A 25,152-nucleotide genomic window follows, 5' to 3' on the forward strand; every position below is an offset into this window, starting at 1 on the left:
AGGCTAGGCGTCCCCGCCGACATCACCGGGACGCCGGACCGTGGTGCTGCCGTCGGCGTCCTCGACGCGGGTCTGTTCGTCGACGTCGGTCTGTTCATCGTCGGTGGGTGCGGGTGCGACACCACCGTGGTGCGGCAGGGGGATCGATCCGGTCATGCGCTGCCGGAACCGTTCGGCACGGGTCGGACGGTCGGCGTGCTCGAGCGCCGCGGCGTGCTCCAACCCCGCCGCGTGCTCGTTGTCCTGGTCCGCGCGGGCGGCGGCGACCGCACCTGCCTCGGCGCCGAGGTCCTCGGCTTCCCGCGCGGAGAGGTAGTGCCGGATCGCTGCCACCGTGTCGACGCGCGCGTCCACCGCCGGCTCGAAGGCGCTCGCCCAGATCTCGTACCCGCGGTCGTTCGGGTGGAACAGGTCCCCGTAGCTGTTGAAGAACGTGCGCCGCAGGCCGACCCGCTTCGTGATCACGTGCAGGGGCGCCACGGTCAACCCGTACTCCGCGGCGACGCGGTGCACGATCTCGTTCGCGACCGCCACCTTGCGCTCCCGGTCCGGCACCCACATGCACGGCAGCTCCGCGACGATGGCGTGCGACGGCACCGCGCCGTAGATCGCCCGGATGTTCCGCTCGAACTTGTCCGGGTGGAAGTCCGCGATGTCGTTCGCGCCGATCGACACGGTGCAGACGTCGGGCGTGTAGTTCCGCAGCTTCGGCAGCTGGTCCCGCTTCGCGCCCCACGTCGTCGACCCGGACACGCTGAGGTTCACGACGCGGACCGACATGCGGGACCGGTGACGGATCCGTCGTGCGAGGAGCCCGACGTAGCCCCGTGCCGGAGCCGTCGCTCCGACTCCCTGGGCGGCGGAGTCACCGATCGCCAGGTAGGTCAGCTGACCCTCGTGCTGCAGCCGCTCGCGCCACCAGTCGGCGTGCACCGGGAGCATGTCGACGACCCGCTGCGAGGCCGCCCGTTGCCCGCGGACGCCCGCCCGCGCACCGAACGCGCCGCCGCCGATGACGACGGCGCCGCCGAGGACCGAGGTGAGCAGTGCGACGAGGGTGCGGTTCTTCATGCCGAGGACGGTACGCGGACCGGCTCGTGCTCGGCCCTGCCGCTGGCGGTCTGTGGAGGAGCGTGCCGACAGCACCACCTGTGGAGGGGAGGCCGAACCGCGGTGGTTCGACGTGCCTCCCGGATCGTGTAAACTCTTTCCCGGTACCGTGTCCGAGCGGCCGAAGGATCATGTCTCGAAAACATGTGTGGGGGCAACTCCACCGTGGGTTCAAATCCCACCGGTACCGCCAGCGGGCCGTTTGTGTTTCTGACCTCAACGGTTTGCGAAACTCGGCTCAAAAGAAGAACCCCCGGCTCCGGCCGGGGGTTCTTCTTGTTCTCGGGGTCTTCTGTCGGACGATAGGGGACGTCGGAGGGGCGGTCTGGGTCGTGTCGTGCCGCCGAAGGGCTCCGCGCTCGAGTTTTCTGGCGCGCTGAAGCACCCCGGGCGCCTCTGGTGCGTTTCTGGGCGCGGTGATGCGTCCGGGGTGCTGGTGGTGCTTGTTCGGTTCGGGGCGGGGTGTCGGCTTACGTGCGCTGCAGTGGGATGAGCTTCACGGGGTCGGGGTTGGCCTTGTAGTTGGAGCGCCCGAGCCGGTCGCGGCGACGCTGCAGGAGCTCGTGCTTCTGCTTGCGACGCTGGGGCGGACGACCTTCCCGGGTGCGCTTGTCGAGGATGTAGAGCTGGTGCTCGAACTCGATGATGCGTTTCATGTTCGTCGCGACCATGAGGAGCGCGAAGGCGAACTGCTGCGCGGCCATGCCGCGCATGGGGCGGTGGGAAGACTTGTCGAGCTCGATGTCGTCCTTGACAGTGTCGTTGAGGCTCTCCATGGTGTTTCGGCCGACCCGGTAGGTCCGCCACCATTCCTTGCTGTGCCAGCGGAGCTTCTGCCGGTTCTTGACGTTGTCGCTCGCCTTCACCGTGATGGTGCTCTGGCAGCAGACCCGGTTCTCCTCCACAAGCTGTGGCATGTCTCGCTTGTAGATGTTCGGCCGGTCGGCTTCCTCGGACGGTTTCGCCTTGGCGTGCAGTTCGCGCAGCGGGCAGTCGACCGTCGGTGACGGTCCCAGAGCAGGGCATGCGAACCGCATCTTCGAACCGTCCTTCGCGCGGTCGTGCAGGTGCAGCTCGTAGTCTTCGCGCTGAGCGAGTTCCTTCCGGTGCTGTTCTTCGGTGATGGTTCCTTCGTCGAAGTTCTTCCCGGTCTCGAGCAGGTTCTTCGGGGTGCCGGCGCAGAAGAAACGGTCGTCCGCGAAGGGCGCACCGCCGACGCCGTTGCTGATGCCGAGCTGCGAGCCGTGCTTGCCGCCCTTGTAGTCCTTGACGACGTCGATGTTGCGGTCGGCGAGGGGCTGGTGGAACTGCTCGGTCGTGAGCTGGCTGTAGCCACGGTCGAAGACGAGCCGGGTGATGTCGTACCCACGGTCGAGGAGTGAGTCGACGAGGGCGATCGTGTGCTCACCGATTCGCTTGTTCGGGGTGCTGAGGCTCGCCGCGCGGATGAGGGGCGGTGGAGCGCCTTCCTTGTCCGCGTCGGGGTCTTCGTGGACGTCCATGATGATGTTCCCCATGAACACCATCTCCCAGTCCGAAGCTTTGATGGTGTCGCCTTCGGCTGCGGGGTCGCGATTCTTCCGGCTCTTCTTCCGTGGGAAGAGGTCCGCTTCCAGTTCGAGGACTGGCCTGTCGACTTCCTTGCCGGTGTACTGGTTCTGCATCGGCAGTTCTTGCTTGGTGTAGCGGTCGCGTGCCCACCGGGACTGCTGGCTGCCGGCTCGCATGGTCGTCTGGTCGACGGAGAGCGCGGTCCGCTTCCGACGCCACTTCCGCGGCTGCTGCATGAGCGTCATCTCGATGAGCGCGTTGGTGAACCACTCGCCGCGGGCACGCATCTTGTCGACGTGGTCCAGGTCGAGGTTCTTCTCCCACTCGGTGCGCTCGGCGTACGTCATCGATGCCCAGTGCTTGCGGTTCCACCCGTCGAACGTGTCGATGAGGCGGTGCAGTGCGCGGAACGCCAGGAAGTACCAGTCGCGGTACTTGCCGTCATAGAGGTGGCTGATACCGAGTGCTTCGCGGGCTTCTGGGGTGAGACGCGACTCGAGCACGCGGCCCATGTCGCGGACACGGACGGTGGAGTTCTCGATGACGAGGATGAGTGCGATGGTGAGGATGACGGTGTCGTCGATGTGTGCTTTGCGCCCCCCGGGGGCGGCCCCGGAGGCGGCACGGTCTCCAGCACGCCATCCTTGGATGCGCGGAACCACCTTCGACATGTGCACCCGGCTGAGCCAGGTCAGCACCAAGTCCGCGTCGATGAGGGATTGCGCACCCGCACCGGCTTTCACCTCCCGGTCCGTGACCGAGTCGCCGGTGGATACCCGCTGCGGAGGCAAGCTCGCTGCGACCTGCGTGTCCCAAGCGTTCCCAGATTCGTAGGCGCTCATCGGGAGTCGCCTGCACTGCTGGTGGCCGACTGCGTGGTGTGGGTGCGCGCGCGGGCCGGTGACGTGTTCGATTCGGGTGTGTGGGTGGAGGCGTCTTGGGGTGGCGTGCGGAGGGCCGTCTCGTACTCGCCGACGTTGTCGAGGGACACCGCGTCGAGGTAGCGCTGCAGCGAACTGAGACCACCACCGGCGACAGCCAGAACGATGGGGAGAGGGAACCGGTTGATGACGTCCATCAGCCACGAGTCGCGGAGCCGCTGGAGGTTCGGTGCGGGGTGCCCTCCCATGTAGACGGTTTTGAAGGCGCTCGGGCGGCCTTTGCCGGTATTCGTCGGGTAGAGCAACAGTTCGTCGTCGGGGAACATGTGGACGTACTCGTCGAGGTAATGCGTCCAGTCGGCTCGGACGGGCACCGTCCGTTGGTGGGGCCCACTGGCGACGCGAACGGTGATGCCGCCTGCCACCTGGAGGACGTCTGCTCCGTGAAGGTTGAGGAGTTCACCCGTGGTCAGTCCGGCGCCTCCGGCGAAGGCGAGCGTGATGTGGGCTGCGCGCCGCTTCTGCGCGTTTCGAACGGTGCGTGCCCAGGACTCCAGTTCCGCGAGTTCCCGATGCGAATAGGGGGCGAGCTGCGTAGTGGGACGGCCACCCACACCACCGCGGTGACGTTCGACACCGGCGACAGCGTTCGCAACACGGTAGAGCCGCGAACGCAGCATCGTTCGCGTGCTCTCCGCGCCGGTTCGGCTGCGGATGAAGCGGTTCATCATCGACGGGTAGAACAGGTCATTTCTATCTAACGGAGCGTGCTGCTCGTTCGTCGCCCAGAGCACGTACTGTCCGACGGTAGAGACGAGCTCGATAGCGATGCGAGCATCGGTAGGGCCGTACGTGAGGACCGCGTCGATGACGAACTGCCGGACGGCGAGCCAGTCCGCGGGCGCGACGTGGACGGGGCGATATCGCATCAGAGCCTCCCACACCCGCGTGTCATGCTCGTTTCTTGGAGCAGAGTGTGCTACAGAAGTGGGCGCAAGGGAAGGGCTTGCTGCTGAGGTATCGGTCGGGTTCTGCATGACCGTTGTATGCGCGGACGTCGGAACCGGCTGGATCTTACGAAAGAAATGCCAGATCAGAGATCACTTCGGGGCATGCGGCTCGGGCGTGTCGTGTTGACGCGTGTCGTACCAACCTCTGACCTGACAGACCGGGATCCCCCACCTTTTCCGGCATGCGCGAGCGATCGATACGGCGGCGGCGTGCGCGCGTGGCAGACGTCGATGTCGGCACCGACGCTCAGCATCGTGTCCTTGGCGGGGTCAGGTCCCAGCGCCGTAGAGTCGTGGCCATGCAGAAGAAGTGCGGAATCCCCACCGCCACGGGTCCGTGCCGTAACGGTGTCCTCTGTCCAGTTCACCCTGGCAAGCAAGAGAACGCCGAGAGCTTGTGGCCTCCAGCGCTCCGGCCCGCGGAGTAGCGTCTTCGCCGCATATCGGTCGGTATGACCACACTGAGTCCTGTTGACGTGTCGCGCACATCGTGGCTGCGTACCAACGGCAACGAACTCATTGTCCAGCGCCGCCGATACGCGCATCCGAGCGGTGCCTCAATCGCGGTTCATGCAATTCCGGCGGTCGCGCCGGGAGGCGTCTGGTACGACCTCTGGCGACAGGTCTGCCGGGGTGCCGCTGGTCGTCCGGTCGCTGTCGCACTCGATGCCCGCGAGCCCGGGCCGGGGACGCTTTCGGCCGTACTGAGCAAAGTCCTCGAGCGTCGGTTGACGAGTGTGGGCTGGTACCGCGACTGGGCGATGGTTCCGGACCTGTTTGGCTCGGAGTTCATCCTTCCCACTGGCACCTGCACTCGTCTCGGCCTCCGAGAATTCCGGGCGTATCGAGATGTGCTTCGAGCGTGGGACTTCGGGCGCGACGGAGATCCGCTCGTGGCAGCGGGCCCCGTCCTCACGTCAAGCACGACCAACGCAGATTGGGCAGAGGACGTTCGATGGAGTTTCTACGGAGCTGTGATGGCTTCGCCGCGTCGAGCCGAGCAGATCCACGATCACCTGACGGGGTTGGGTTTCTCTTCTGACAGCTCGGACCATCTTGCCGTCGGGGGATGGCCCGGGGTCCCGCAGCTGGACGATCAACGAACGGCGTGATGCCAAAGTGTTGATCGTGGCTTCCAATCGATGACCAGAAGACGCCGGCGGTGAGGGTGGACGAGGCCTGACGCGCCGTAGGGTGTCGAAGGTCGCCGTACTTCGCGATCCATCTTGGCTCGCTTCGAACCCCCTGGGCGATGGGGAGTTCCATGACCGTGCCTCATCGTCTGTCACGGAAGACTTCGATCGCAGTGTGTTCCGGATACAGGACGATTGTCGCGTGTTGCAGTGTTCCCAATACGCCACAACAGTAGTACTCAACACGCGAGTAGAGACACTCCCATCCCGATGGACGTGCTTCGCGGTACTCGTCGACGGCGATGGGCGCGCTGTTTGGCAGGAGCTCCGGAATGAACTGGCACTGCTGCTTCGCTCACTCCTCCACGAACGGAAGCACTCGATCGAGTGCTTCCGCGGATCGTAGTCCGGCGACGCGGAGCAGTCGTTTCAGGGGCGTTCCGGCTTCGAGGTGGTGCGCGAGCCACGTCGCGCGCATCCGTCGCGCCTGGAGCTGGACCGTCGGGCCTTTCCGGGAGACGAAGTCGGTGATGAGGTTGGTGTTCCCACCTCGTTGTTCCGCGCGGAACACCCACCCGTCGGAGCCGATGAAGTCCGTCCGTTCCCGCATGCGGGTGGTCCACTCGTGGAGCAACGGCACGGTCCGCGAAGCGGCGCCGTGCACGCTGACGCTCGTCCCATCATCAGTGATGTCGGACGTGCGCGCTGCGATGATCTCCGCTCCGGTCAATCCGGCGCCGAGCCCTAACGCGAGCAGTGCACCCGCCGAGGTGCGCCGCTCCATCGTCCGCTGCTGCCATGCCCATGCGTCGAGGACGGCGAGTTCTGCCCGGACATACGGCCTGGAGGCGTCAGCCTTCCCGAGCGCCTTGAACTTTCCTGCGGCGCCGTCGCCGAGGAGCGTTTCGGAGACGCGACGGAGCCGTGCGCGGATGGTGTTCCGACTCGCCCGGTTGTAGGACGCAAGGTGGTGGTTGATGAACCGGCCGATGTGTACCGGGTCGAACACGACGTCGTCTTCGACCGGGGCTGATGAGGTGCGAGTGAAGTGCACGAGTTGTGTGACCGCCGGATACAGCTCTCGCGCGGAGTAAACGACCTCCGGTTCGACGCGGTGGATGACGCTGCGCACGTACTCCTCGATCGCTGCCCAGTCATCGGCGGGCAGCTTCGGCCGGTAGGCGGTCGCGGAGACTTCTCTCACCATCGCCGCTCCGTTTTGCAGGCCGTGACCTCATCGCACGAGCGGGAACGACGTGTCGTGGCGGTGGCGCCCAATACGCTGGGTCTATGGGACGTCCGATGCGGCAACTGCCGGTAGAGCTCGCCGGCGAGCCCTGGCCGGAAGTCCCCGCGACCGACCCACTCGCTGAGGTGGCGCGGCAGTTCGTCGTCAACCTCCGCGCGGCGATGAACGGCCGGAGCGTTCGGTCTGTCGCCGCCGAGGTCGGCATGGGTAACGTAACCCTGCTCACGGTGCTCGCGGGGAAGGCGTGGCCGGACCTGGCGACCATTGCGCGGCTCGAAGCTGGCCTGGACGCCGAACTGTGGCCGGGACGCGAGGCTCATTAGAGCCCCCAAACGACGGTGAGGAAGGCGCGGTTCACCCTGCGGATCTCCTCCGGCGTTCCGCCCAACGCTTCCGGCAACGACCAACGGGCAGCGGTCGTCGCGGCGAGTATCTGCATCGGGGACCACGTGGCAAGGTCGTTCGGATCCATCCGGGCCACAGGCTGCATCGACTGCCGACGCCGCGACGCATCGCGCAAGCGGTCCCGGGCAAGCTCCTCGAGAAGTCGATCGAGAGCGCCTCGCTCGACGAGGTCGCCGAAGAAGTCCGAAACGGATTCCCACGTCTTGAGGTCGACCACCCGAAACGCTGATGCACCAGGCCCGCGTCCGCTGATGGTCAACCGTCCGGCGTGCTCTCGCGCCCAGACTGAAACACCGGAGGGGATGGCTACGCTCGTCGGCCAAGAGACCCCTGCTGCGGAGCTTGCGTCTGTCCGTCTCGGGCCCGATCCCCGATTGCTCATAACAACGAGCATAGCCCCTCGGTCGGTTCAACGGCACCGGCTCGATGACCGGCGCCGGTCTCTCCGGTGCGAGAGATGCCCTCAGAGTGCGCAAGACCGGACGGTGAGCGGGAGTCCGCGTCCCACGCAGGAGCCGCTCCTTCACTGTGCGAAGGAGCGGCTCGAGAGCGCGGCATCCAATCAGATGCCGGGCATCTAGCAGAGCTTTCCGTCCATGATCGGCCAAGCGAACATCCTCGCGGTGGCCGAGCCGCCCGCTGTCACGCCGAGGTTGCGCAGGGCGTCGGAGGGCGGCCTTGATTGCCGCTCCGAACTGACCGTCGACAGTCATGTTGTGCACACTCTCGCGGCCAGTTTTGAGTTCCTGCTACAGCTGGGTCACGGCTCGGCTCTGTTTCCCACCTCGAGACGGCAGCCCCCTCCCCTGTGACCGGTGCCATGTACTTCTCAGAGGCCGGTGCTTTCTCGTCTGCCGCCGGTGTCAAAGTCTGTGATCCGCCCCGATATCTAAACTTCACCGGTGAGTGTGCCGTGTGCGCTTGGACCGAGGCTGATCAGACGGCGTCGACCATTCCGACGGAGTCGTCATCGGTAGCGGGCTTCGCGGCGTGGTTCGACGTGAGTCGCGCGCCTTCGACGTCCACGTCCGGCAGCAACCGACCGAACCACCGAGGGCACCACCATGCTGCGCGGCCGAGGAGGACAAGGACTGCGGGTACGAACACCATTCGTACGACGAACACGTCCAGGAGCACCCCGAGCGCGAGAGCGAATGCGATGGCCTGACTCGTCGGGTCGGTGTCGAACGCGCTCGAGCCGAACACTGTGATCATGATCGCGCCGGCTGCGATGACGACCCCAGCGGCGCTGGTGAATCCAGTGGTGAGCGCCGCCCTCGGTGCAGCACCGTGCCTGACCTCCTCGCGCATACCTGAGACGAGGAACATCTCGTAGTCCATGGAGAGTCCGAACAGGACCCCCGTCACGATGACGGGGAGGAAGCTCAGCAGCGGTCCGGGAGTGAGGTGAAAGAACGATCCGAGCCAGCCCCATTGGAACACCGCGGTGACCCCGCCAAGTGTCGCCACGAGGCTGAGAAGGAAGCCGACGGTGGCTTTCAAGGGGACGAGGATCGAGCGGAACACGAGCGTCAGGAGGACGAACGCGAAGGCGGCGATCAGGGCAAGGTAGGTGGGGAAGGCAGCGGAGACATGGTCAGAAATGTCGATGTCCACGGCCGTGAGCCCAGTGATGCGCAGGAGTGGGTCACCGGAGAGCCCTGATGCGGTCTCCGTACCGCGGAGGGTCGTGACGAGCTTTGCCGTTGCCTCGTCGCCCGGTCCCGATCGGGGGAGGATGGTGATCAGCGCATCGTGGCCGTGTTCGCCGGACGGAATGGCGGCCTCGACCGCGTTGACTGCGGTCAGACGGTCCGTCAGGGCGGTGATTTCCGCAGCGGAGGGTGTGCCGGGGAACGTTGCGAGCACTTCGATGGGCGCGTTGATGCCCTTGCCGAAGCCTTCGGCCTTCATATCGAATGCCTGTCTGGCTGCCGTCGACGTGGAGTACTCCCCGTCGTTTGGCAGCGTGGTTCGCATGCTGAGCGCGGGGGCAGCGATGATGCCGAGGACGACGACGGAGGCGATGACGAAGAACACAGGCCGCGCCGAGACGACGCCGATCCATCGCGATGCTATGCGGTTGCGTGGGCGGTTGTTCGTTGCCGTGAGCCGCTTTCGTGCCCGTCGACTGAGAACCCGTGGGCCGATGAGTCGCAGGAGCGCCGGAGTGAGGGTGAGTGACATGAGCAACGCGATGAGCACCGCGAAGGCTCCTGCCAGCCCCATTTGCGTCAGGAAGCCGATCCGGATGACCGCCAAACCGGCGAGGGCGATGATCACCGTGAGCGCCGCGGAGAGGACCGCCGATCCCGCGGTACCGGTGGCGACGCTGATCGAGTCTCGGACGTCCATACCGGCCTGCACCTGACGTCGATGGCGGTTGACAATGAACAGCGCGTAGTCGATGCCGACAGCTAGCCCGAGCAGCGTCGCGAGGACGGTCGCGATCGAGTTCAGCGACACCATGGACGTCACCAGGTAGACCGCTTCCAGGCTCACTCCGAGGCCGATGATCGCGGTGATCAGGGGGAGCCCTGCGGCGAGGAGGGAGCCGAACGTGATGAACAGGACCACGAAGCCGATGGCGAGCGCGATCCCCTCCGTGCTGGCCGTGCTGGGGACAGGCACGAGGTCCGCCGCGGCCGCGATGCGCAGATGAGGGTCTAGGCGATGTGTCGCGTCGATAGCCGACTGCACGTCGGCCGATGTCGTCTCTGTAGGTGCTTCGGTGCGGAGACTGACGGTGATGTACCCGACGCGCCCGTCTGGTGAGATCGTCGGCGTGCCGCTTCGGAACGGGTCTGCAGCGCTCGAGACGTCACGGATGTTGGAAAGCCTCGCGGCAAGATCGTGGACCGCGCGCTCGTCGGCGCCAGTCAGTTTCTTTCCGGCTGGTGCCGCGAAGACGATTTCACCGGCGTTGCCGGAGCTTCCGAACTCACGGTCCGCGGTCGACAACGTGGACAGTGAGGCGAGTCCCTTTACCGAGTAGGAGTTCGTTAGGGGTTTCGAGAAGGCATTCGCGCCGACCACTGCCGCCACGAGGATGAGGACCCAGGCGACGATCACGACCCAGGGGTGTTGGCTGCTCGAACGACCGATACCGCTCAACCATTTGGCCATTGATTTCCTTCTTTCTGCTGCTCGGCGCACCGATGAGCGCCATCGACAATCGTCGCCAGACTGAGAGCAGAGCAACACCACCCTGGGTGGGGTACTGGGTGGTGAATGCAAACAGTGGGGTGCCCCGACTCGCCACACGCGTCTCAAGCCGTGGATGGAGTCGCAACCACTCGCACTGAGCGTGAAGCGGCGGCAACAGGGTTCGTGATGAACCAGTGCAAGACGAACCTGAGCACCGATTGTGAGCGTGGCCACAAAGGTTCACCCGCACGGGAGGAACATGCGCAGCTCGATTGGCGCGCCGTCTTCACAGCCGTTCCTGTGGCCTGCACAAAATTCTCAATGCAGGCTCGCCTGACCGAAAACCCCCGTCAGGCCGGCAATTCCAAGATGGCCCTGGAGTCACCGCGCACTTATCGCTGACCAGCCTGCGCTACGGGGCCAGCCGATGAACGCACGAGAGACCGAAGGCCAGCAGCATCGGTGAGTGCCATGAGTATTGAACGTGCTCGTCGCTTGTCGTAGCTGCTCACTGTCGGGACGCCCTAGACGCAGGAAAGCGCGACATTGTGCTGAGCGTCAATTCGTCACCGACCAGTCATCGTCCGGAGAATGCAGGTCTGGAAACGTGCCAATTACATTCAGATAGGCTCGGCAGATATCCGCCAAGCGAACATGCAATATTGCAGTAGTTGACCTCTCGAAGCGCGCTTGCGGTGACGTAGCTTTCGCGTCGCTCCCGAATGTTGTCGCGGGCGAGGCGGGAATGTGACCACAAGCACCTGCGCCGCCCACTCAGAGGCCCTGCCCTGGAACCGCGGTCGCTTCGGCCTTACCGCACTCCGCAACAGCGACAACAAGAACATCTCCGTTCCGGAGATCGCAAATCTTTCTTTGCTTAGCCCGGGGTTTGATCAGCCGGGGGTCACGGACGGGAGGCGCGGTGCCAGCTGGCACCGCGCCTCCCGTCCGTGAGTGGTGACCGTCTCAGGCCGTGATGGGCGCCGCGTCGTCCTGCGCGTGACGGAGGTTGGACCGATTCAGTTCAAGCTGAGTGCGCAGCTGCGCCGGCACGCGGTGGCCGAATCGGTCGAATAGCCGGTCCAGCTGGTCGCACTCCTCGAGCCACGATGTCGGGTCGATCTCGAACAGCTGCTCAAGCTGTCGCCGTGAGACGTCGATGCCGTCGGTGTCGATCTGGTCCGGACGCGGCAGCAGGCCGATGGCGTCTACGACGCCGGCAACCTTCCCCTCGAGGCGTCGGATGATCCACTCGATGACCCGCGAGTTTTCGGCGAAGCCCGGCCATAGGAACTTGCCGCGCGCGTCCTTCCGGAACCAATTCACCTGGAAGACCTCGGGTGTGTTCCCGTTCAGGACATCCCGCATCTCGATCCAGTGCGCCCAGTAGTCGGCCATGTTGTACCCGCAGAACGGCAGCATCGCGAACGGGTCGTGGCGGAGCTCTCCGACCGTGCCCTCTGCGGCGGCGGTCTGCTCCGATGAGATCGTCGCACCCATGAAGACGCCGTGGTCCCAATCGCGGGCCTGCATTACGAGCGGCACGTTCGTTGCCCGACGCCCGCCGAAGAGGATCGCATCGACGGGCACGCCGTCTGCCGCGTCCCAGTCGTTCGTGATCGAGGGGCACTGGTCGGCTGCGACAGTGAACCGTGCGTTGGGGTGCGCCGCGGGGCGACCGGCGTTCGGCGTCCAGTCGTTGCCCTGCCAGTCGATCAGGTGCGCGGGCGCCTCATCGGTGAGACCCTCCCACCAGATGTCGCCGTCGTCTGTGAGTGCCACGTTGGTGAAGATCGCGTTCCCCCAGAGCGTGTGCACCGCGGTCGGGTTCGTGGTGTATCCGGTGCCGGGTGCGACGCCGAAGAATCCTCGTTCCGGGTTGATGGCGCGGAGGCGGCCGTCGGTTCCGGGACGCATCCACGCGATGTCGTCGCCGATGGTTTCGACCTTCCAGCCGGGGATCGACGGGGTCATCATCGCGAGGTTCGTCTTGCCGCAGGCGGACGGGAACGCTGCGGCGACGTGGAACACCGCGTCCTCGGGAGTGGTCACCTTGATCAGGAGCATGTGCTCGGCGAGCCAGCCGTCGTCGCGTGCCATCGCCGACGCGATGCGCAATGAGAAGCATTTCTTGCCGAGCAGCGCGTTCCCGCCGTACCCGGATCCGAACGACCAGATCTCGCGCGTCTCCGGGAAGTGCGAGATGTACTTCACCGGGTTGTGCGGCCAGGCGACGTCCGATCGGGCGATGCCACCTTCGGTCTCGAGCGGGTAGCCGACGCTGTGCAGGGCCGGGACCCACTCGGTGTCGTGGCCGATCGCCTCGAGCGCTTCGGATCCGGCGCGCGTCATCAGCGCCATACTGAGCACCGCGTATGGGGAGTCGGTGATTTGGATCCCGATCTGCGAGATCGCTCCCCCGACGGGGCCCATGGAGAACGGCACGACCCACATGGTCCGACCGCGCATGCTGCCGTCGAACAGGCTGCGGAGCTCGTCCTTCATCGCCGCGGGGGCTCGCCAGTTGTTCGTCGGGCCTGCGTCGTCCCGGTCCAAGGAGCAGATGAATGTCCGTTCCTCGACCCGTGCGACGTCCTCCGGTGCAGAGCGTGCGAGGAAGCTGTTCGGGCGGAGGTCCTCGTTCAGCCGGATGAGGGTGCCGGCGGCGACCATCTCGTCGGCGATAGCGGCTCGCTGCTGGTCGGAACCGTCGAACCATCGGATCTCGCTCGGCTGGGTGAGGCCCGCGACTTCGTTGACCCAGTCGGCGATATCGGCGCGGACGTCTGCCGGGGTGACGGTGTCGGAGGGCGGGGTGATGGTCATGGGGCAGTCCTTCCGTTACGGTGCCAGACCGGAGTGAGCTTGAGCGTGTCAGCGGTGGTGGCGATGGAGGCTTCGGCGCGAGCGGGGTCGGTGGTGAGGTCGTGGCGGTGCGAGGGGATGAGGGCGTCGAGTGTCGGCTGCCAGCCGTCCCAGCGCCCGGGGAAGCACCGTCGGAGCAGGTCGAGCATGATCGCGACTGCGGTCGACGCTCCAGGTGAGGCACCGAGCAGGCCGGCGATGCTGCCATTGCCGCCAACGACGACTTCGGTGCCGAATTGAAGGGATCCGCGGCCGCGTGAGTCGGGCTTGATGACTTGGACGCGTTGACCGGCGGTGATCAGCTCCCAGTCGTCGGCCTGCAGGTTCGGGACGAAGTCGCGGAGGGCACCGTCGCGTTTGCGCCGGCTGGCGAGGATCTCTCCTACGAGGTACTTGAGGAGGCCGGGGTTGCCGGCAGCGACGGAGAGCAGGGGGCCGAGGTTGTGTCCCCTGATCGAGCCGGGTAGGTCGGTGACGCGGCCGCCGATGAGGAACTTGGGACTGAATCCGGCGTACGGGCCGAACAGCAGGGAACGCTGGCCGTTGACGACGCGGGTGTCGAGGTGGGGAACGGACATCGGCGGGGCACCGACCGCGGCCTTGCCGTACACCTTCGCGTGGTGCTGTTCGACGATGGCGGGCGCCGTGGTCTTCAGGAACAGGCCTGAGATGGGGAATCCGCCGTACCCCCGGATCTCGGGAATTCCGGATTGCTGCAGAAGGCTGAGCGATGCCCCGCCCGCGCCGACGAACACGAACCGTGCTGAGACGCTCCGTGTGGCCTCGCCCGCCGCGCGGACCGTCACCGACCAGGGACCGTGCTGCGATCGCCGTAGACCGACAATTTTCGCGTTGGTTCGGACGACGCCGCCGCGGTGCTCGATGTCGGTCACGAGAGCCTCTGTGAGCCTCCCGAAGTCGACGTCCGTGCCGGCGGTCGACCGGGTCGCGGCGATCGGTTCGGTACCACGTTCTTGGGTGAGCAGCGGCGCCCACTCGGCGATCTGCGCGGTGTCGGTGGTGTGCTCCATCTCCGCGAAGAGTGGACGCGTCCGCAAGATCTCGAAGCGCCGGCGCAGGTAGTCGACGTCGTCGTCGCCGCGCACGAAGGTCATGTGGGGCACGGAGTTGATGAACGTGTGGGGTTCCGGCAGCGTCGCGTCCCGGACCAAGGTGGACCAGAACTCACGGCTCAGCTGGAACTCGGCGTTGATGGTGGTCGCCTTCGTGCCGTCGAGCTCGCCGTGCGGCCCCTCGGGCATGTAGTTGAGTTCGCAGAGGCCGCTGTGTCCTGTCCCGGCGTTCCGCCACGGTCCGCTGCTCTCCAGTGCGAGCTTCGGGCCGCTCTCGTAGATATGGATGGTCCAGGTCGGCTCGAGCCGACTCAGCATCGCGCCGAGGGTGGCGCTCATCACTCCGCCGCCGATCAGGACGACGTCTGCTGTCTCGCTCACGGGTGTTCCCTTTGTTGATGCCCTGGCCGGGTGGGTCACGACCCGGCCAGGGCGGTCGGTGCTCCCGGTCAGAAAGCCTTGAGCACGGTGCTGACGTGCTCGACCCGGGGCGGTTCTGCGAAGAAGGTGTGGACGAGTGCGCGCCACGCGGCGAATCCCTCGGACTGACGGAAGTCGATCGTGTGCGCCTCGACGCTGTCCCAGCCGACGAACAACCGATACCGGTTGGGGTGTTCGACCGATCGACGCAGCTCGAACGTGCGGCATCCTGGCGCGGACTGGAAGTGCGCGGCGGCTTCCGCAGCCGCGGCCTCGAATCGGTTCGTGGTGCCGTCGAGGATGTTGATCTCGGCGATCTCGGTGACACTCATGCTGACCGTCCCTCCGTGTCGAAGGCCTGCTCCGCATCGATCCGTCCGGTCTCGCCGGAAGCGATCAGCGTCCGGGTCGCGTCCAAGGAGGCGTAGGTCCAGAGGATCCGCATCCGGTTCGTGTCCGACGCGTTTTTGAACCGGTGGGGGATGTTCGCGGGAACGAACGTGGTGTCGTGCAACGTCAACGGCGCCTCCTCGCCGTTGATGTCAACGATTGCGTCACCCTCGATGATCATTACCGACTCCACACAGTTGTGCGTGTGCAGCCCGATGGTGGCGCCGGGCTCGAACGTCGTGACCCCGTTCAGGAACCCGGTGCCACCGCGTGCCGAGGTGACCATGGGCGTGGTGCGTGCACCGTTGCCGCGGTCGATGGTCGGGAGCTCGTCCGGTCGGAAGATGACCGGCTCCCACGAGCTGATCGACGTTGTGTCTCGCATGTCCATCACTCCGTGGCCTCGGTGACCGCAGCTGTGACCGGCTTCGGCGCTGCGGTCGTGCCGATCGACAAGGTCTTCACGTTGACGAACTCGCGGATGCCGTTGACGCCGAGTTCACGGCCGTACCCGGAACGCTTGATACCGCCGAACGGCAGACGCGGGTCCGACGCGACGACGCTGTTGACGAACACGGCGCCGGCGTCGATCTGCCGAGCCAGGTCCTCCGCCTTGGAGAGGTCGGCCGACCAGACCGCCGCGCCGAGCCCGAACTCGGTGTCGTTCGCCAGCTCGACGGCCTCGGTCGCGTCCTTCGCGCGGATGACGGCGGCGACCGGCCCGAAGGTCTCCTCCACGAATGCTGCGTGCTTCGGGGTGACGTGGTCGATGATCGTCGCCGGGTAGTAGAACCCGGGGCCCTCCACCGGTACGCCACCGGTGATGAGGACACCGCCTGCGTCGAGGGTGCGCGTGACCTGGTCGTGCAACTCGTCACGGAGGTTCCCCCGCGCCATCGGCCCGATGTTGGTGTCGCGTTCGAACGGGTCGCCGAGCTTGAGCGCCTCGACGTTCGCCTTGAACTCCGCAACGAACTCGTCCGCAATGGACTCCTCGACGATGAACCGCTTCGCGTTCACGCACGACTGCCCGTTGTTGGTGTAGCGCGCCTTCACCGCCGCCTTCGCAGCTGCGGGGACGTCCGCGTCGGCGAGGACGATGAACGGGTCCGAGCCGCCCAGCTCGAGTACCTGCTTCTTCAGCGCGGTCCCCGCCTGGCTGGCGACGATCGCCCCGACCTCGGTGGAACCGGTGAGCGTGACCGCCGCGATCCGGTCGTCAGCGATGAGTCCTGCGACCTCGGACGAGTTGATCAGCACGCTCTTGAAGAGTCCGGCGGGGGCGCCCGCCTCGCGAATGACCTCCTCGACCGCGAGCGCTGCGGCGGGGACGTTGTTGGCGTGCTTGAGGATCGCGCCGTTACCGGCGGCGAGTGCGGGAGCGATGAAGCGGAAGAACTGCCAGAACGGGTAGTTCCACGGCATGATCGCCAGCACCACTCCGAGCGGCTCGTAGAGCACGCGACTGTCCGCTGCGGACGACGCGACGGGGGTGTCGGCGAGGAACTCCGCCGCGTGGTCGGCGTAGAAGTCGAGAGTGAGCGCGCACTTCTCGATCTCCGCCTCCGCCTCGACGATCGGCTTGCCCATCTCCGCGGTGATGGTGTGGGCGAAGCGCGGCACGCCCGCACGGAGCACTGCCGCCGCGCGACGCAGCAGCGCGGACCGCTCGCCGATGGGGGTTCGTCGCCAAGCGCGCTGCGCGGTGACCGCGTCATCGAGGATGGTGTCGACCTCCGTCGCCGGAGTGTTGTCGTACGTGGCGAGCTGGGCCCCGTTGCGGGGATCCACCGAGGTGATCATGGTTCTCCTTCTAGTTCTCTGCGGACGCAGCCGTCAGAAGAGTGGGTAGGCGAGGGTCAGACCGCCGACGAGGAGCATCACGCCGGCGACGATGGCGCCGCGCCAGATGACCTTCTTGAAGTGGTCGGCGAGGTTGACGTTGGCGAGGCCGATGAGCAGCAGGAACGAGGCGACGAGAGGGCTGGACTGGTGCAGCGCCTGCCCGACCAGCGATGCGCGGGCCATCTCGACGCCGCCGATCCCGAAGTGTTCCGCGGTCTGGGCGAGGATCGGCAGGACGCCGAAGTAGAACGCGTCGTTCGTCATGATGAAGGTCAGCGGGACGGAGAGCGCGCCGGCGATGAGTGCCATGAACGGCCCCATCTGGTCGGGCACGATGCCTACGAGCCACTTCGCCATCGCGTCGACCATGCCGGTACCGTCAAGGACGCCGGTGAGCACGGATGCGGCGAAGACCATGCCGACGACGCTGATGACGCTGTCGGCGTGTGCTTTGAGCTGCTCGGACTGTTGCTTGATGCGCGGGAAGTTGATCACCAGCGCTACCGACGCGGCGATCATGAAGATCACGACCGGCTCGGTGACGTCGACCACGAGGGTAACCATGACGGCGAGCGTCAGGATCAGGTTGAACCAGATCAGCTTCGGCCGAGCGTTCGGGCGGTCGAGGATGCCCTTGACGCCGTCGAGCTCAGCGGCGAAGTTGTTGCTGATGACCACCGAGGAGCCAGTCCGCGGGGTGCCGATAGACCCGGTGGCGGTGCGCTCCGAGTAGACGGCACGGGTGAAACTGCGACCGTTGTCGGCGCCGATGATCTCCGGCTCACCGACGCGCGCCTTCCGGAGGAAGCCGGGAGAGGCCTGCAGTTCCAGCTTGCCGAGACGGTTCCGCTCCTGGATGCCCATGAAGTAGCCGAGCACGAGGACCGTCAGTAGACCAGCCGCGATGGCCGGCACCATCGGCACGAAGATGTCGATCGGCGAGACGTTCAGCGCCGCCGACGCGCGGGCGGTCGATCCGCCCCATGGGACGGTGTTGAGGACACCGTTCGACATCGCCGCGACCACCGTCAGGGTGACCGGGTTCATCCCAAGTCGCATGTAGATCGGCAGCAGCGCGGAGGTGACGATGATGAACGTCGTCGAACCGTCACCGTCCAGCGACACGATCGTGGTCAGCAGCGCCGTCCCGACGACCAGGCGCACCGGGTCGTCCTTGACGAACCGGAGGATGAGACGGATCAGCGGGTCGAACAGCCCAACATCGATCATGGTGCCGAAGAAGATGATGGCGAAGAACAGCAGACCGGCGGTCGGCGCCAGCTTCAGCAGCGACTCGATGACCATGTCACCCATGTCGAGGCCGTGGCCGGCGAAGAGTCCGAAGATGATCGGAACGATGATGAGCGCCGCGATTGGCGTCATCCGTTTGGCCATCACCAGGACCATGAAGACGGCGATCATGCAGAAGCCGAGTATCACGAGCATCGTTGCTCCCTTGCTCAGGACGAACCAGAACGCCGCCATGCGCGACGTGTGAACAGTATGCACACAGGTATACCTGACCGCAAACGTAGACTGTTGGTATGAGCGACATGCAGATGGTTCCGGCATCGCAAGCCGTCGAGTTGAACGGCGTCCGGATGGGCAAGACCGAGCGGGTCTACGAGCAGCTCAAGCACGACATCCAGAACGGCACCTTCCGACCCGGGCAGATCCTGCCCGAGGTGATGCTCGTGGAACACACGGGCATGTCGCGGACGCCGGTACGGGAGGCACTCCGACGCCTCGCCGCGGACGGCCTCGTCGAGATCCAGCCACGTCGCGCCCCGATGGTGACCAGGCTCTCGCTGGCGGGCGCACGGGCGCTGTTCGACTTCCGGCGGATCCTCGAACCGGCGGCGATGCGCGAGGTCGTAGGGCGTGCAACACGCGAGCCCCGCATCGGACATCTCTTCGCCGGCATCGCCGCGGACTTCGAGGACCTCAGCATCCAGGAGTACTCCGAGGCCTTCGCGGACCGGTTCTCGGAACTGACGGCACGGTTCGACGACAACGTGGTGGAGCTGACGCCGAACGAGTACCTCTCGCAGGCGATCCACGAACTTCGCCCGCACACCGCACGCCTGCGGCACATCGCGCATCAGGACATCGGCCGGCTGTCGGAGTCGATCCGGGAACACATCGAGATGTGCAGGGCGATTGAGTCGGGCGACGCCGAACGGGCGGCCGCCGCATGCACCCACCACCTCTTCCACGTCGACCAAGCCATCTTCAACGCGCTCCTGGCATCCTCTCGGATGGACCAAGCGATCGTCGACCTCTGACCTGAGCAACCAGCCGATCGGCCAGTCTTCGGTGGCGCCGGCGTCGGCGCTACCGCTCCGCGACGATCCGTGGGCCACGCGTGACGATCTGCGTGCCGGGGGCGATTGTCTCGTCGACCGCGCGTCGCCACGCGGCGTAGTGCGGCGCCGACCGATGCGCGACCGTGAACGCCTCCTCGTCGTCGTACACCTCGTAAAAGCCGTAGCGACGACCAGGCTCCAGCTCGACGACGTCGAACGACGAGCACCCGGGTTCGTCAGCAACGGTCGCGGCGGCGTTCGCCTTGATCGCCTCCAAGAACGCGTTCTCTCGCCCCGGAACGACCTCGACGGTGACCCAAACGCTGTACATACTTCCTCCTTAGTCCGAACGGGTATACCCTAAGGTGTACAGGACCGAGCGACGTCGCTCGTGATCGAAAGGCTTACACCCATGGTTGGACCAACCATCACCCGGAATCGTGTCAGCGCAGACGTACTCGAGGCGTTCGCGGCTGACGTCCTTCGCCGCTCCGACGTCGCAGCGGCCGACGCGGCGCTCATCGCGAACAGCTTGCTCCAGGCCGACCTGTGGGGGCACCAGTCGCACGGGCTGCTGCGCCTGCCGTGGTACGTGGCGCGGATCCGCTCCGGCGCGATGCGTGCCGACGCCCGACCGGAGACGCTGATCGACACGGGCTCCTTGCTCCTCCTCGACGGGCACGACGGCATCGGCCAGGTGCTCACGGAGCATGCTCGGGTCGAAGCCGTGCAGCGCGCTCGTGAGCACGGGATCGGCGCGGTCGGGGTGCGGAACTCGAACCACTTCGGTACCGCGATGTACTACACCCGCCGCGCCGCAGCGGACGGATGCGTCTCGATCCTCACCACGAATGCTTCCCCGGCGATGGCGCCGTGGGGTGGCCGCGAGAAGGCCGTGGGCACGAACCCGTGGTCGATCGCCGCCCCATGGGAGGACAAGGTCGTCGCGTTGGACATCGCGAACACCGCGGTCGCCCGCGGGAAGATCTACCTCGCCCGGCAGAAGGAGCAGCCGATCCCCGAGAACTGGGCGCTGACCGAGGACGGCCACTCCACGACGGACGCCGCCGAGGCCGTCCACGGTGTGATCCTGCCGATGGCCGGACACAAAGGGTATGCGATCAGCTTCATGATGGACGTCTTGTCCGGGGCGCTCACTGGATCGGCGGTCGGGAAGAGCGTCCACGGGCCGTATGAACCGACCGCTCGCAGTGGTGCCGGCCACCTGTTCCTCGCCATCGACGTGAACGCGCTCGGCGACGCCGATGGCTTCGCGGAGCGCGTTGGGCAGATGATCGACGAGGTCAAATCGACGCCGCTCGCAGTCGGGTACGACGAGATTTTCTATCCCGGCGAGATCGAGGATCGCACTGCGGCCGCGAACATCGCCGCCGGCGGTGTCGAGCTCCCGGAGAACACGTGGGAAGACCTCGAGAAGCTCGCGGCGGAGACCGGCGCCGCGCTGCCCTGACCCGACCTGTCGCGGCAACAGACGTTCAAAGGAGAACACAGTGAGCACCCAGGACCCAGGTCTGCACACCCGCCATTGGCGACGCGCGGAAGCCCTCGCCGAAAGCCTGATCCCGACGATCGGCGCGCTACACCGCGACCAGGGCGTGGTGCTGAACGTTCACGGCCGGTCGCTCGTGCACAAGTCCGCGATCGACATCCTCAAGGCGCACCGCTTCGCCCGTCACACCGACGAGCGTGTGCTGGCGCTGGCGGAGTCGATGCCGATCATCACCGCCGTCGCACAGCTGAAGCCCCGCCAGGTGTCGGTGGACGTCGGCCAGCTTGCTTACGACTACTACCGCCACCGCGCCGGCGGCGGCAAGAAGACCGCCGCCGAGTTCCTCCGCGACGACACCGACCTGCTGGCCGCACACGCCGAGGGGGGCGCCCGCGACATCGTCCTCTACGGCTTCGGTCGCATCGGTCGGCTCGTCGCGAGGCTGCTCATCGAGCACGACTCCGGCGCCCGTGGCTCCCGCTTACGTGCGATCGTGCTGCGCCCCGGCTCGGCCGGTGACCTCCGCAAGCGCGCCAGTCTGCTCCGTCGTGACTCCGTGCACGGCGCCTTCGATGGCACGATCTCGATCGACGAGGACGCGCAGACGATCACCGCCAACGGCACCGTCATCCAGGTGATCTACGCCAGCGACCCGGCGGAGATCGACTACACGGTGTTCGGCATCGACCGTGCGATCGTCATCGACAACACGGGGAAGTGGCGAGACCGGGACGGCCTCGAACAGCACCTCCGCGCGCAGGGCGTCGACCGTGTGATCCTCACCGCGCCCGGCAAGGGAGACCTGCAGAACGTCGTCTTCGGTATCAATCACCACGTCATCACCGACGGCGACCGGATTGTCACGGCTGCCTCGTGCACGACGAACGCCATCACCCCGGTCCTCAAGGTGCTCCACGACGAGTACGGGGTCGTGTCGGGTCACGTCGAGACGGTGCATTCGTTCACCAACGACCAGAACCTCACAGACAACTTCCACAAGGGCGACCGCCGTGGTCGAGCGGCGACGCTGAACATGGTGCTCACCGCGACCGGTGCCGCGAGCGCGGTCGCGAAGGCACTCCCAGAACTCGCCGGCAGACTGACCGGCAATGCCATCCGCGTGCCGACGCCCGATGTCTCCCTCGCGGTGCTGAACCTGCAGTTCGATCGGGACGTCACGCGCACGGCACTCAACCACCACCTTCGCATGGCCTCACTCGCGTCTCCGCTGCGCCGTCAGATCGACTACGTCGAGTCGCCGGAAGCCGTGTCTACCGACATGCTGGGCTCGCGGCACGCTGGCGTCGTCGACGGGCTGGCGACGATAGCCCCCGGCGGCCGCTCCGCCGTCGTGTACGTCTGGTACGACAACGAGTTCGGCTACAGCGCTCAGGTCGTCCGACTGGCCGAGTACATCGCCGGTTCGAACTTGCGCTCGGTCACCGTCAGCGTCGCTGCGGAGCCCGAAGTGGAGCTCACCACCGCGTGAGCGCGCGAGGTCAACACGAAGGCCGCGCGGGAACCGTGCGGCCTTCGCTAGGTCTTGTCAGTTGTGGCGGATCATGCTGTTCCGGACGTGACGTAGCACCCGCTGGGCCTTGACGATGTCTGACGCCGCCAACAGGCGTGCCGGGCGACCGACGGACGGGAGGCGCTGGTCGGGCCGGACCTTTTCCTCCCGTCCGCTGCATCTCTGGTATCCGCCGTCCTCGGACCGCGCCAGCAGGCGCTGACAGAGCGCGTCAGATGAAGCTGCCGGCAACTCGGATGGGTGTGGTGTTCACCGTATCGCTGTGCGACTCGGTGAAGTAGAGCGTTCCGGGGTCCGGCCGGTAGGCGACGCGTGTGGTGTGGTGATTTTGAGGACGAGATCGCCGAGCTTGTCGAAGATCCAGACGCAGACGCAGACGCAGACGCAGACGCAGACGTCGTGCGCTGGACGAGGCTGCCTCTGAGTTGAGGGTGATGCCGTCCGGGCCGCTCCCGCTCGTCATCTGCACGAACAGTCCCACCTTCGGCGCCCTGCGGTCCCGGTTGAACGGCGTTCGCCAGATCGCGTTCGCGCGGGTCGCCGATTTTCTCCGAGCTGTCTGTCAAGCCCTTTGAACCGAGTTCACTCGTTGCTTGCAGCGTGCCCGGTGCGAGCTCGGAATGCTGCGACCTTGGTTCGGTTCTGGCAGCTGACGGAGCAATAGCGTTGAGTGTGGTTGCGTGTTTCGTCCACCAGGACGCGATCGCACTGGTGTGCCGCGCAGCTCCGAAGCCGGTCGGTCATCCTTGTTCCGAACAGGCTTGCCACCGCGACGACGAGTTCAGCCGACCATTCCCGCCCTGGACCGCTCCCTGGAGGGGCGAAGTGGAGATGCCAGGGCTGCGTTCCATGCTGGGTCAAGTGAGGCTGGGTCGAGACTCTCGAGAGCATCTCGTTGACAAGTCCAGCCGCCGCGGGAAGGTCGCCTGCGGCCGCGATGAACATGGCACGCCAGAGGTGCTGGCCCGTACTGAGCAGTTGCTCGACGTCGGCGGGCGCCAGAGCGTGCTGGCTGGCGGGGATAAGGGCCAAGGCGTTCCCGACTGCTTTCTGCGCTGGCTTGCCCGTCGGCGCGCGGTGGGGGCGGCCCCAAGCCGATTCGGGACCAGCGGCGTTGGCGAGGTCGATGGCCGCGGCGACCAAACCGCCGAAGTGACCAGGTTCATCCACATCGATAGTGTCCCATAGCTTCGTAACTGTCTATCGGTATAACTTCAGTTACATGACTCCCTTCCGAGACCCTGTCTTCGTGCGGTTGTGGCTGGGCAACACGGCGGCCAGTACCGCGACGGCTGCGCTCCCGGTGCTTCTTGCGCTTGCTGTACTTGGTCGCGGTGGATCTGTGACGTTGCTCGGCTTGGCCATCGCGGCGCGCACCGTGGGATACGTCGCCCTGACGCCAGTCGCGGGCGTACTCGCCGACCGCCTACCACGACGACGAATGATCCAGGCGGCTTCGATGGCCGCGGCGACGGGCACGTTCGTTCTTGCTGTGACCGTCGACGGCGCCAGCTCGCTCGTGCTTGCTGCTGCACTCTTAGCTGGCGCCGGGCAGGGCTCATACCGGCCGACGTACCAAGCTGCACTCGCCGACGTCGTCGCGGAGGGTCAGCACCAGGCAGCAAATGCGCTCTCGACGCTCGGCGCACGCGGAAGCGCCGTTCTGGCACCCGCTATCGCCGCAGGCTTGACGGCTTGGATCGGTGCTCGACCAGTACTCGCCGCGAGCTCTGCCCTCTGGCTCATTGCTCTCGCTGCCCCCGCCATGACGCCCCCTGCCCTGACCGACCGACCGGAGGCCACCGTGCGACGGACCCGAATGTTCTCGGACTTCATCCTCGGAGTGCGAGAGGCACGGCGGCACCGCTGGTTCTTCCCGGTCCTTGCGGTGCTGGCCACGCAGCTCGCCACCGGCTATGCCGCAACGTCCGTACTGCTGCCGCTGATCAGCCGAGACCGATTCGGCGGTACCGGAATGCTTGCGACTGCGCTCACATCGTTCACTGTCGGTGCCCTCCTTGGAGCACTGCTCCTGGCCAAGTGGCGCCCTCGCCATCCCGGCTTGATCGCCATGCTCGGTCTGGCGCTATACGCCGGTGTGCCGCTGGCACTTGCGGTGTCGACTGAGCGTTTCCCAGTACTCGCCGCCTACGTGCTGGCCGGCATCGGCGTCGAACTGTTCAACGTCCCCTGGTACACGGCGATCCAACGAGAGGTCCCGCCACCACTTCGAGCACGTGTGTCCTCCCTCGACTTCTTGGTCTCGTACGGTCTGGCCCCGGTCGGGATCGCGCTGATCGGTCCAGCTGCCGAAGCAGTGGGACGAACACCGGTGCTCATCAGCTGCGCGGTTGTCTGCCTCGTCGGCCCGCTGGTCGCCGTCACCGACCGGAGGATCCGAAACTTTCGACGCAGCCCTCCCTCCAGACCCACGAGTCCGGATGGTGACAGGTTCTGAACTGCAGCCGCCCGCCTGCTGATCAGGGGCCAACGGCGAGGGGCGACGTCAAAGTCCCCCACAGGCATCGAGCCCACTTATCTGTCAGGGAATGTAAGTCAGCGACGAGAGGTCGATTTTGAGCAGTGCCGCTTCCCGGGCTGGCCGTGGTCACCGCCGGCCTTCATGCGGACAAGAGTCCGATGGGGCCCATTGCGGTCTCCAGCCAGCTCCTCTGCCTTCTCGAGGAGAGCGTCGATGGGCCCCTGCGGGCACGGCCACCTGCCAG

21 protein-coding genes and 1 tRNA gene are annotated in these 25,152 nt (G+C 66.1%); 7 read left to right on the forward strand and 15 right to left on the reverse strand.

Going from position 1 to position 25,152, the window contains the following annotated elements; all coding sequences use genetic code 11:
- Positions 1 to 3: 3 nt before the first annotated feature.
- Positions 4 to 1,071, reverse strand: coding sequence for an SGNH/GDSL hydrolase family protein (locus QOL15_RS00785; protein WP_071246415.1), 1,068 nt, complete (start codon positions 1,069 to 1,071; stop codon positions 4 to 6).
- A gap of 142 nt (positions 1,072 to 1,213) precedes the next feature.
- Here QOL15_RS00785 and QOL15_RS00790 point away from each other — a divergent pair.
- Positions 1,214 to 1,303: transfer RNA gene (locus tag QOL15_RS00790), tRNA-Ser, on the forward strand.
- A gap of 277 nt (positions 1,304 to 1,580) precedes the next feature.
- On the opposite strand, the gene QOL15_RS00795 is transcribed toward QOL15_RS00790, so the two are convergent.
- From QOL15_RS00795 to QOL15_RS00805, 3 genes are all read right to left on the reverse strand, one after another.
- Positions 1,581 to 3,503, reverse strand: a complete 1,923-nt coding sequence (locus QOL15_RS00795) for a hypothetical protein (protein ID WP_175473815.1) — start codon at positions 3,501 to 3,503, stop codon at positions 1,581 to 1,583.
- Positions 3,500 to 4,471, reverse strand: a complete 972-nt coding sequence (locus QOL15_RS00800; RefSeq protein WP_139197398.1) for a hypothetical protein — start codon at positions 4,469 to 4,471, stop codon at positions 3,500 to 3,502. The genes QOL15_RS00795 and QOL15_RS00800 overlap by 4 nt, the downstream gene beginning before the upstream one ends.
- 1,569 nt (positions 4,472 to 6,040) lie before the next feature.
- Positions 6,041 to 6,892 carry a hypothetical protein gene (locus QOL15_RS00805; RefSeq protein ID WP_071246409.1) on the reverse strand — a complete coding sequence of 284 codons (852 nt, stop codon included), beginning with the start codon at positions 6,890 to 6,892 and terminating at the stop codon, positions 6,041 to 6,043.
- Positions 6,893 to 6,975: 83 nt separating this feature from the next.
- Between QOL15_RS00805 and QOL15_RS00810 the strand changes: the two genes are divergently transcribed.
- Positions 6,976 to 7,257: an XRE family transcriptional regulator gene (locus QOL15_RS00810; RefSeq protein WP_139197397.1), complete on the forward strand. Its 282-nt coding sequence runs from the start codon at positions 6,976 to 6,978 to the stop codon at positions 7,255 to 7,257.
- Here QOL15_RS00810 and QOL15_RS00815 read toward each other — a convergent pair.
- Positions 7,254 to 7,556: a hypothetical protein gene (locus QOL15_RS00815; protein ID WP_071246405.1), complete on the reverse strand. Its 303-nt coding sequence runs from the start codon at positions 7,554 to 7,556 to the stop codon at positions 7,254 to 7,256. The genes QOL15_RS00810 and QOL15_RS00815 overlap by 4 nt on opposite strands.
- 719 nt (positions 7,557 to 8,275) lie before the next feature.
- On the reverse strand, positions 8,276 to 10,465 hold the full coding sequence (locus QOL15_RS00820) for an MMPL family transporter (protein ID WP_071246403.1): 2,190 nt from the start codon (positions 10,463 to 10,465) through the stop codon (positions 8,276 to 8,278).
- Positions 10,466 to 10,672: 207 nt separating this feature from the next.
- On the opposite strand from QOL15_RS00820, the gene QOL15_RS00825 reads away from it, so the two are divergent.
- Positions 10,673 to 10,888, forward strand: coding sequence for a hypothetical protein (locus tag QOL15_RS00825; protein WP_139197396.1), 216 nt, complete (start codon positions 10,673 to 10,675; stop codon positions 10,886 to 10,888).
- A gap of 564 nt (positions 10,889 to 11,452) precedes the next feature.
- Here the strand turns inward: QOL15_RS00825 and QOL15_RS00830 are convergent.
- The 6 genes from QOL15_RS00830 to QOL15_RS00855 all read right to left on the reverse strand — a co-directional run bounded on the left by QOL15_RS00830 (position 11,453) and on the right by QOL15_RS00855 (position 18,564).
- On the reverse strand, positions 11,453 to 13,312 hold the full coding sequence (locus tag QOL15_RS00830) for a phosphoenolpyruvate carboxykinase (GTP) (RefSeq protein WP_071246400.1): 1,860 nt from the start codon (positions 13,310 to 13,312) through the stop codon (positions 11,453 to 11,455).
- On the reverse strand, positions 13,309 to 14,805 hold the full coding sequence (mqo, locus tag QOL15_RS00835) for a malate dehydrogenase (quinone) (protein ID WP_302847148.1): 1,497 nt from the start codon (positions 14,803 to 14,805) through the stop codon (positions 13,309 to 13,311). The genes QOL15_RS00830 and mqo overlap by 4 nt, the downstream gene beginning before the upstream one ends.
- A 68-nt stretch (positions 14,806 to 14,873) precedes the next feature.
- On the reverse strand, positions 14,874 to 15,176 hold the full coding sequence (locus tag QOL15_RS00840; protein ID WP_071246398.1) for an antibiotic biosynthesis monooxygenase: 303 nt from the start codon (positions 15,174 to 15,176) through the stop codon (positions 14,874 to 14,876).
- Positions 15,173 to 15,619, reverse strand: a complete 447-nt coding sequence (locus QOL15_RS00845) for a cupin domain-containing protein (protein WP_071246436.1) — start codon at positions 15,617 to 15,619, stop codon at positions 15,173 to 15,175. The genes QOL15_RS00840 and QOL15_RS00845 overlap by 4 nt, the downstream gene beginning before the upstream one ends.
- A 5-nt stretch (positions 15,620 to 15,624) precedes the next feature.
- Positions 15,625 to 17,037, reverse strand: a complete 1,413-nt coding sequence (locus tag QOL15_RS00850; protein WP_071246396.1) for an NAD-dependent succinate-semialdehyde dehydrogenase — start codon at positions 17,035 to 17,037, stop codon at positions 15,625 to 15,627.
- A gap of 33 nt (positions 17,038 to 17,070) precedes the next feature.
- Positions 17,071 to 18,564: a CitMHS family transporter gene (locus QOL15_RS00855; RefSeq protein ID WP_254784089.1), complete on the reverse strand. Its 1,494-nt coding sequence runs from the start codon at positions 18,562 to 18,564 to the stop codon at positions 17,071 to 17,073.
- Positions 18,565 to 18,623: 59 nt separating this feature from the next.
- Between QOL15_RS00855 and QOL15_RS00860 the strand changes: the two genes are divergently transcribed.
- Positions 18,624 to 19,364 carry a GntR family transcriptional regulator gene (locus QOL15_RS00860; protein WP_217637609.1) on the forward strand — a complete coding sequence of 247 codons (741 nt, stop codon included), beginning with the start codon at positions 18,624 to 18,626 and terminating at the stop codon, positions 19,362 to 19,364.
- 49 nt (positions 19,365 to 19,413) lie between these two features.
- Here the strand turns inward: QOL15_RS00860 and QOL15_RS00865 are convergent, their stop codons facing one another.
- Positions 19,414 to 19,716, reverse strand: coding sequence for a putative quinol monooxygenase (locus QOL15_RS00865; protein ID WP_071246394.1), 303 nt, complete (start codon positions 19,714 to 19,716; stop codon positions 19,414 to 19,416).
- An 81-nt stretch (positions 19,717 to 19,797) separates the two neighbouring features.
- On the opposite strand from QOL15_RS00865, the gene QOL15_RS00870 reads away from it, so the two are divergent.
- Both QOL15_RS00870 and QOL15_RS00875 read left to right on the forward strand, forming a co-directional pair.
- Positions 19,798 to 20,856, forward strand: coding sequence for an Ldh family oxidoreductase (locus tag QOL15_RS00870; protein ID WP_083393906.1), 1,059 nt, complete (start codon positions 19,798 to 19,800; stop codon positions 20,854 to 20,856).
- Positions 20,857 to 20,896: 40 nt separating this feature from the next.
- A complete protein-coding gene (locus QOL15_RS00875; RefSeq protein ID WP_254784088.1) occupies positions 20,897 to 22,384 on the forward strand; it encodes a glyceraldehyde-3-phosphate dehydrogenase in 1,488 nt (495 codons plus the stop codon).
- 253 nt (positions 22,385 to 22,637) lie between these two features.
- On the opposite strand, the gene QOL15_RS00880 is transcribed toward QOL15_RS00875, so the two are convergent.
- On the reverse strand, positions 22,638 to 22,907 hold the full coding sequence (locus tag QOL15_RS00880; RefSeq protein WP_139197395.1) for a hypothetical protein: 270 nt from the start codon (positions 22,905 to 22,907) through the stop codon (positions 22,638 to 22,640).
- A 101-nt stretch (positions 22,908 to 23,008) separates the two neighbouring features.
- Complete coding sequence (locus QOL15_RS16635; protein WP_083394913.1) at positions 23,009 to 23,596, reverse strand: CGNR zinc finger domain-containing protein; 588 nt, start codon at positions 23,594 to 23,596, stop codon at positions 23,009 to 23,011.
- 52 nt (positions 23,597 to 23,648) lie between these two features.
- On the opposite strand from QOL15_RS16635, the gene QOL15_RS00890 reads away from it, so the two are divergent.
- On the forward strand, positions 23,649 to 24,884 hold the full coding sequence (locus tag QOL15_RS00890; protein ID WP_071246426.1) for an MFS transporter: 1,236 nt from the start codon (positions 23,649 to 23,651) through the stop codon (positions 24,882 to 24,884).
- The last annotated feature ends 268 nt before the right edge of the window (positions 24,885 to 25,152 follow it).

Source organism: Curtobacterium sp. MCBA15_012 (assembly GCF_001864935.2).
Taxonomy (GTDB): domain Bacteria; phylum Actinomycetota; class Actinomycetes; order Actinomycetales; family Microbacteriaceae; genus Curtobacterium.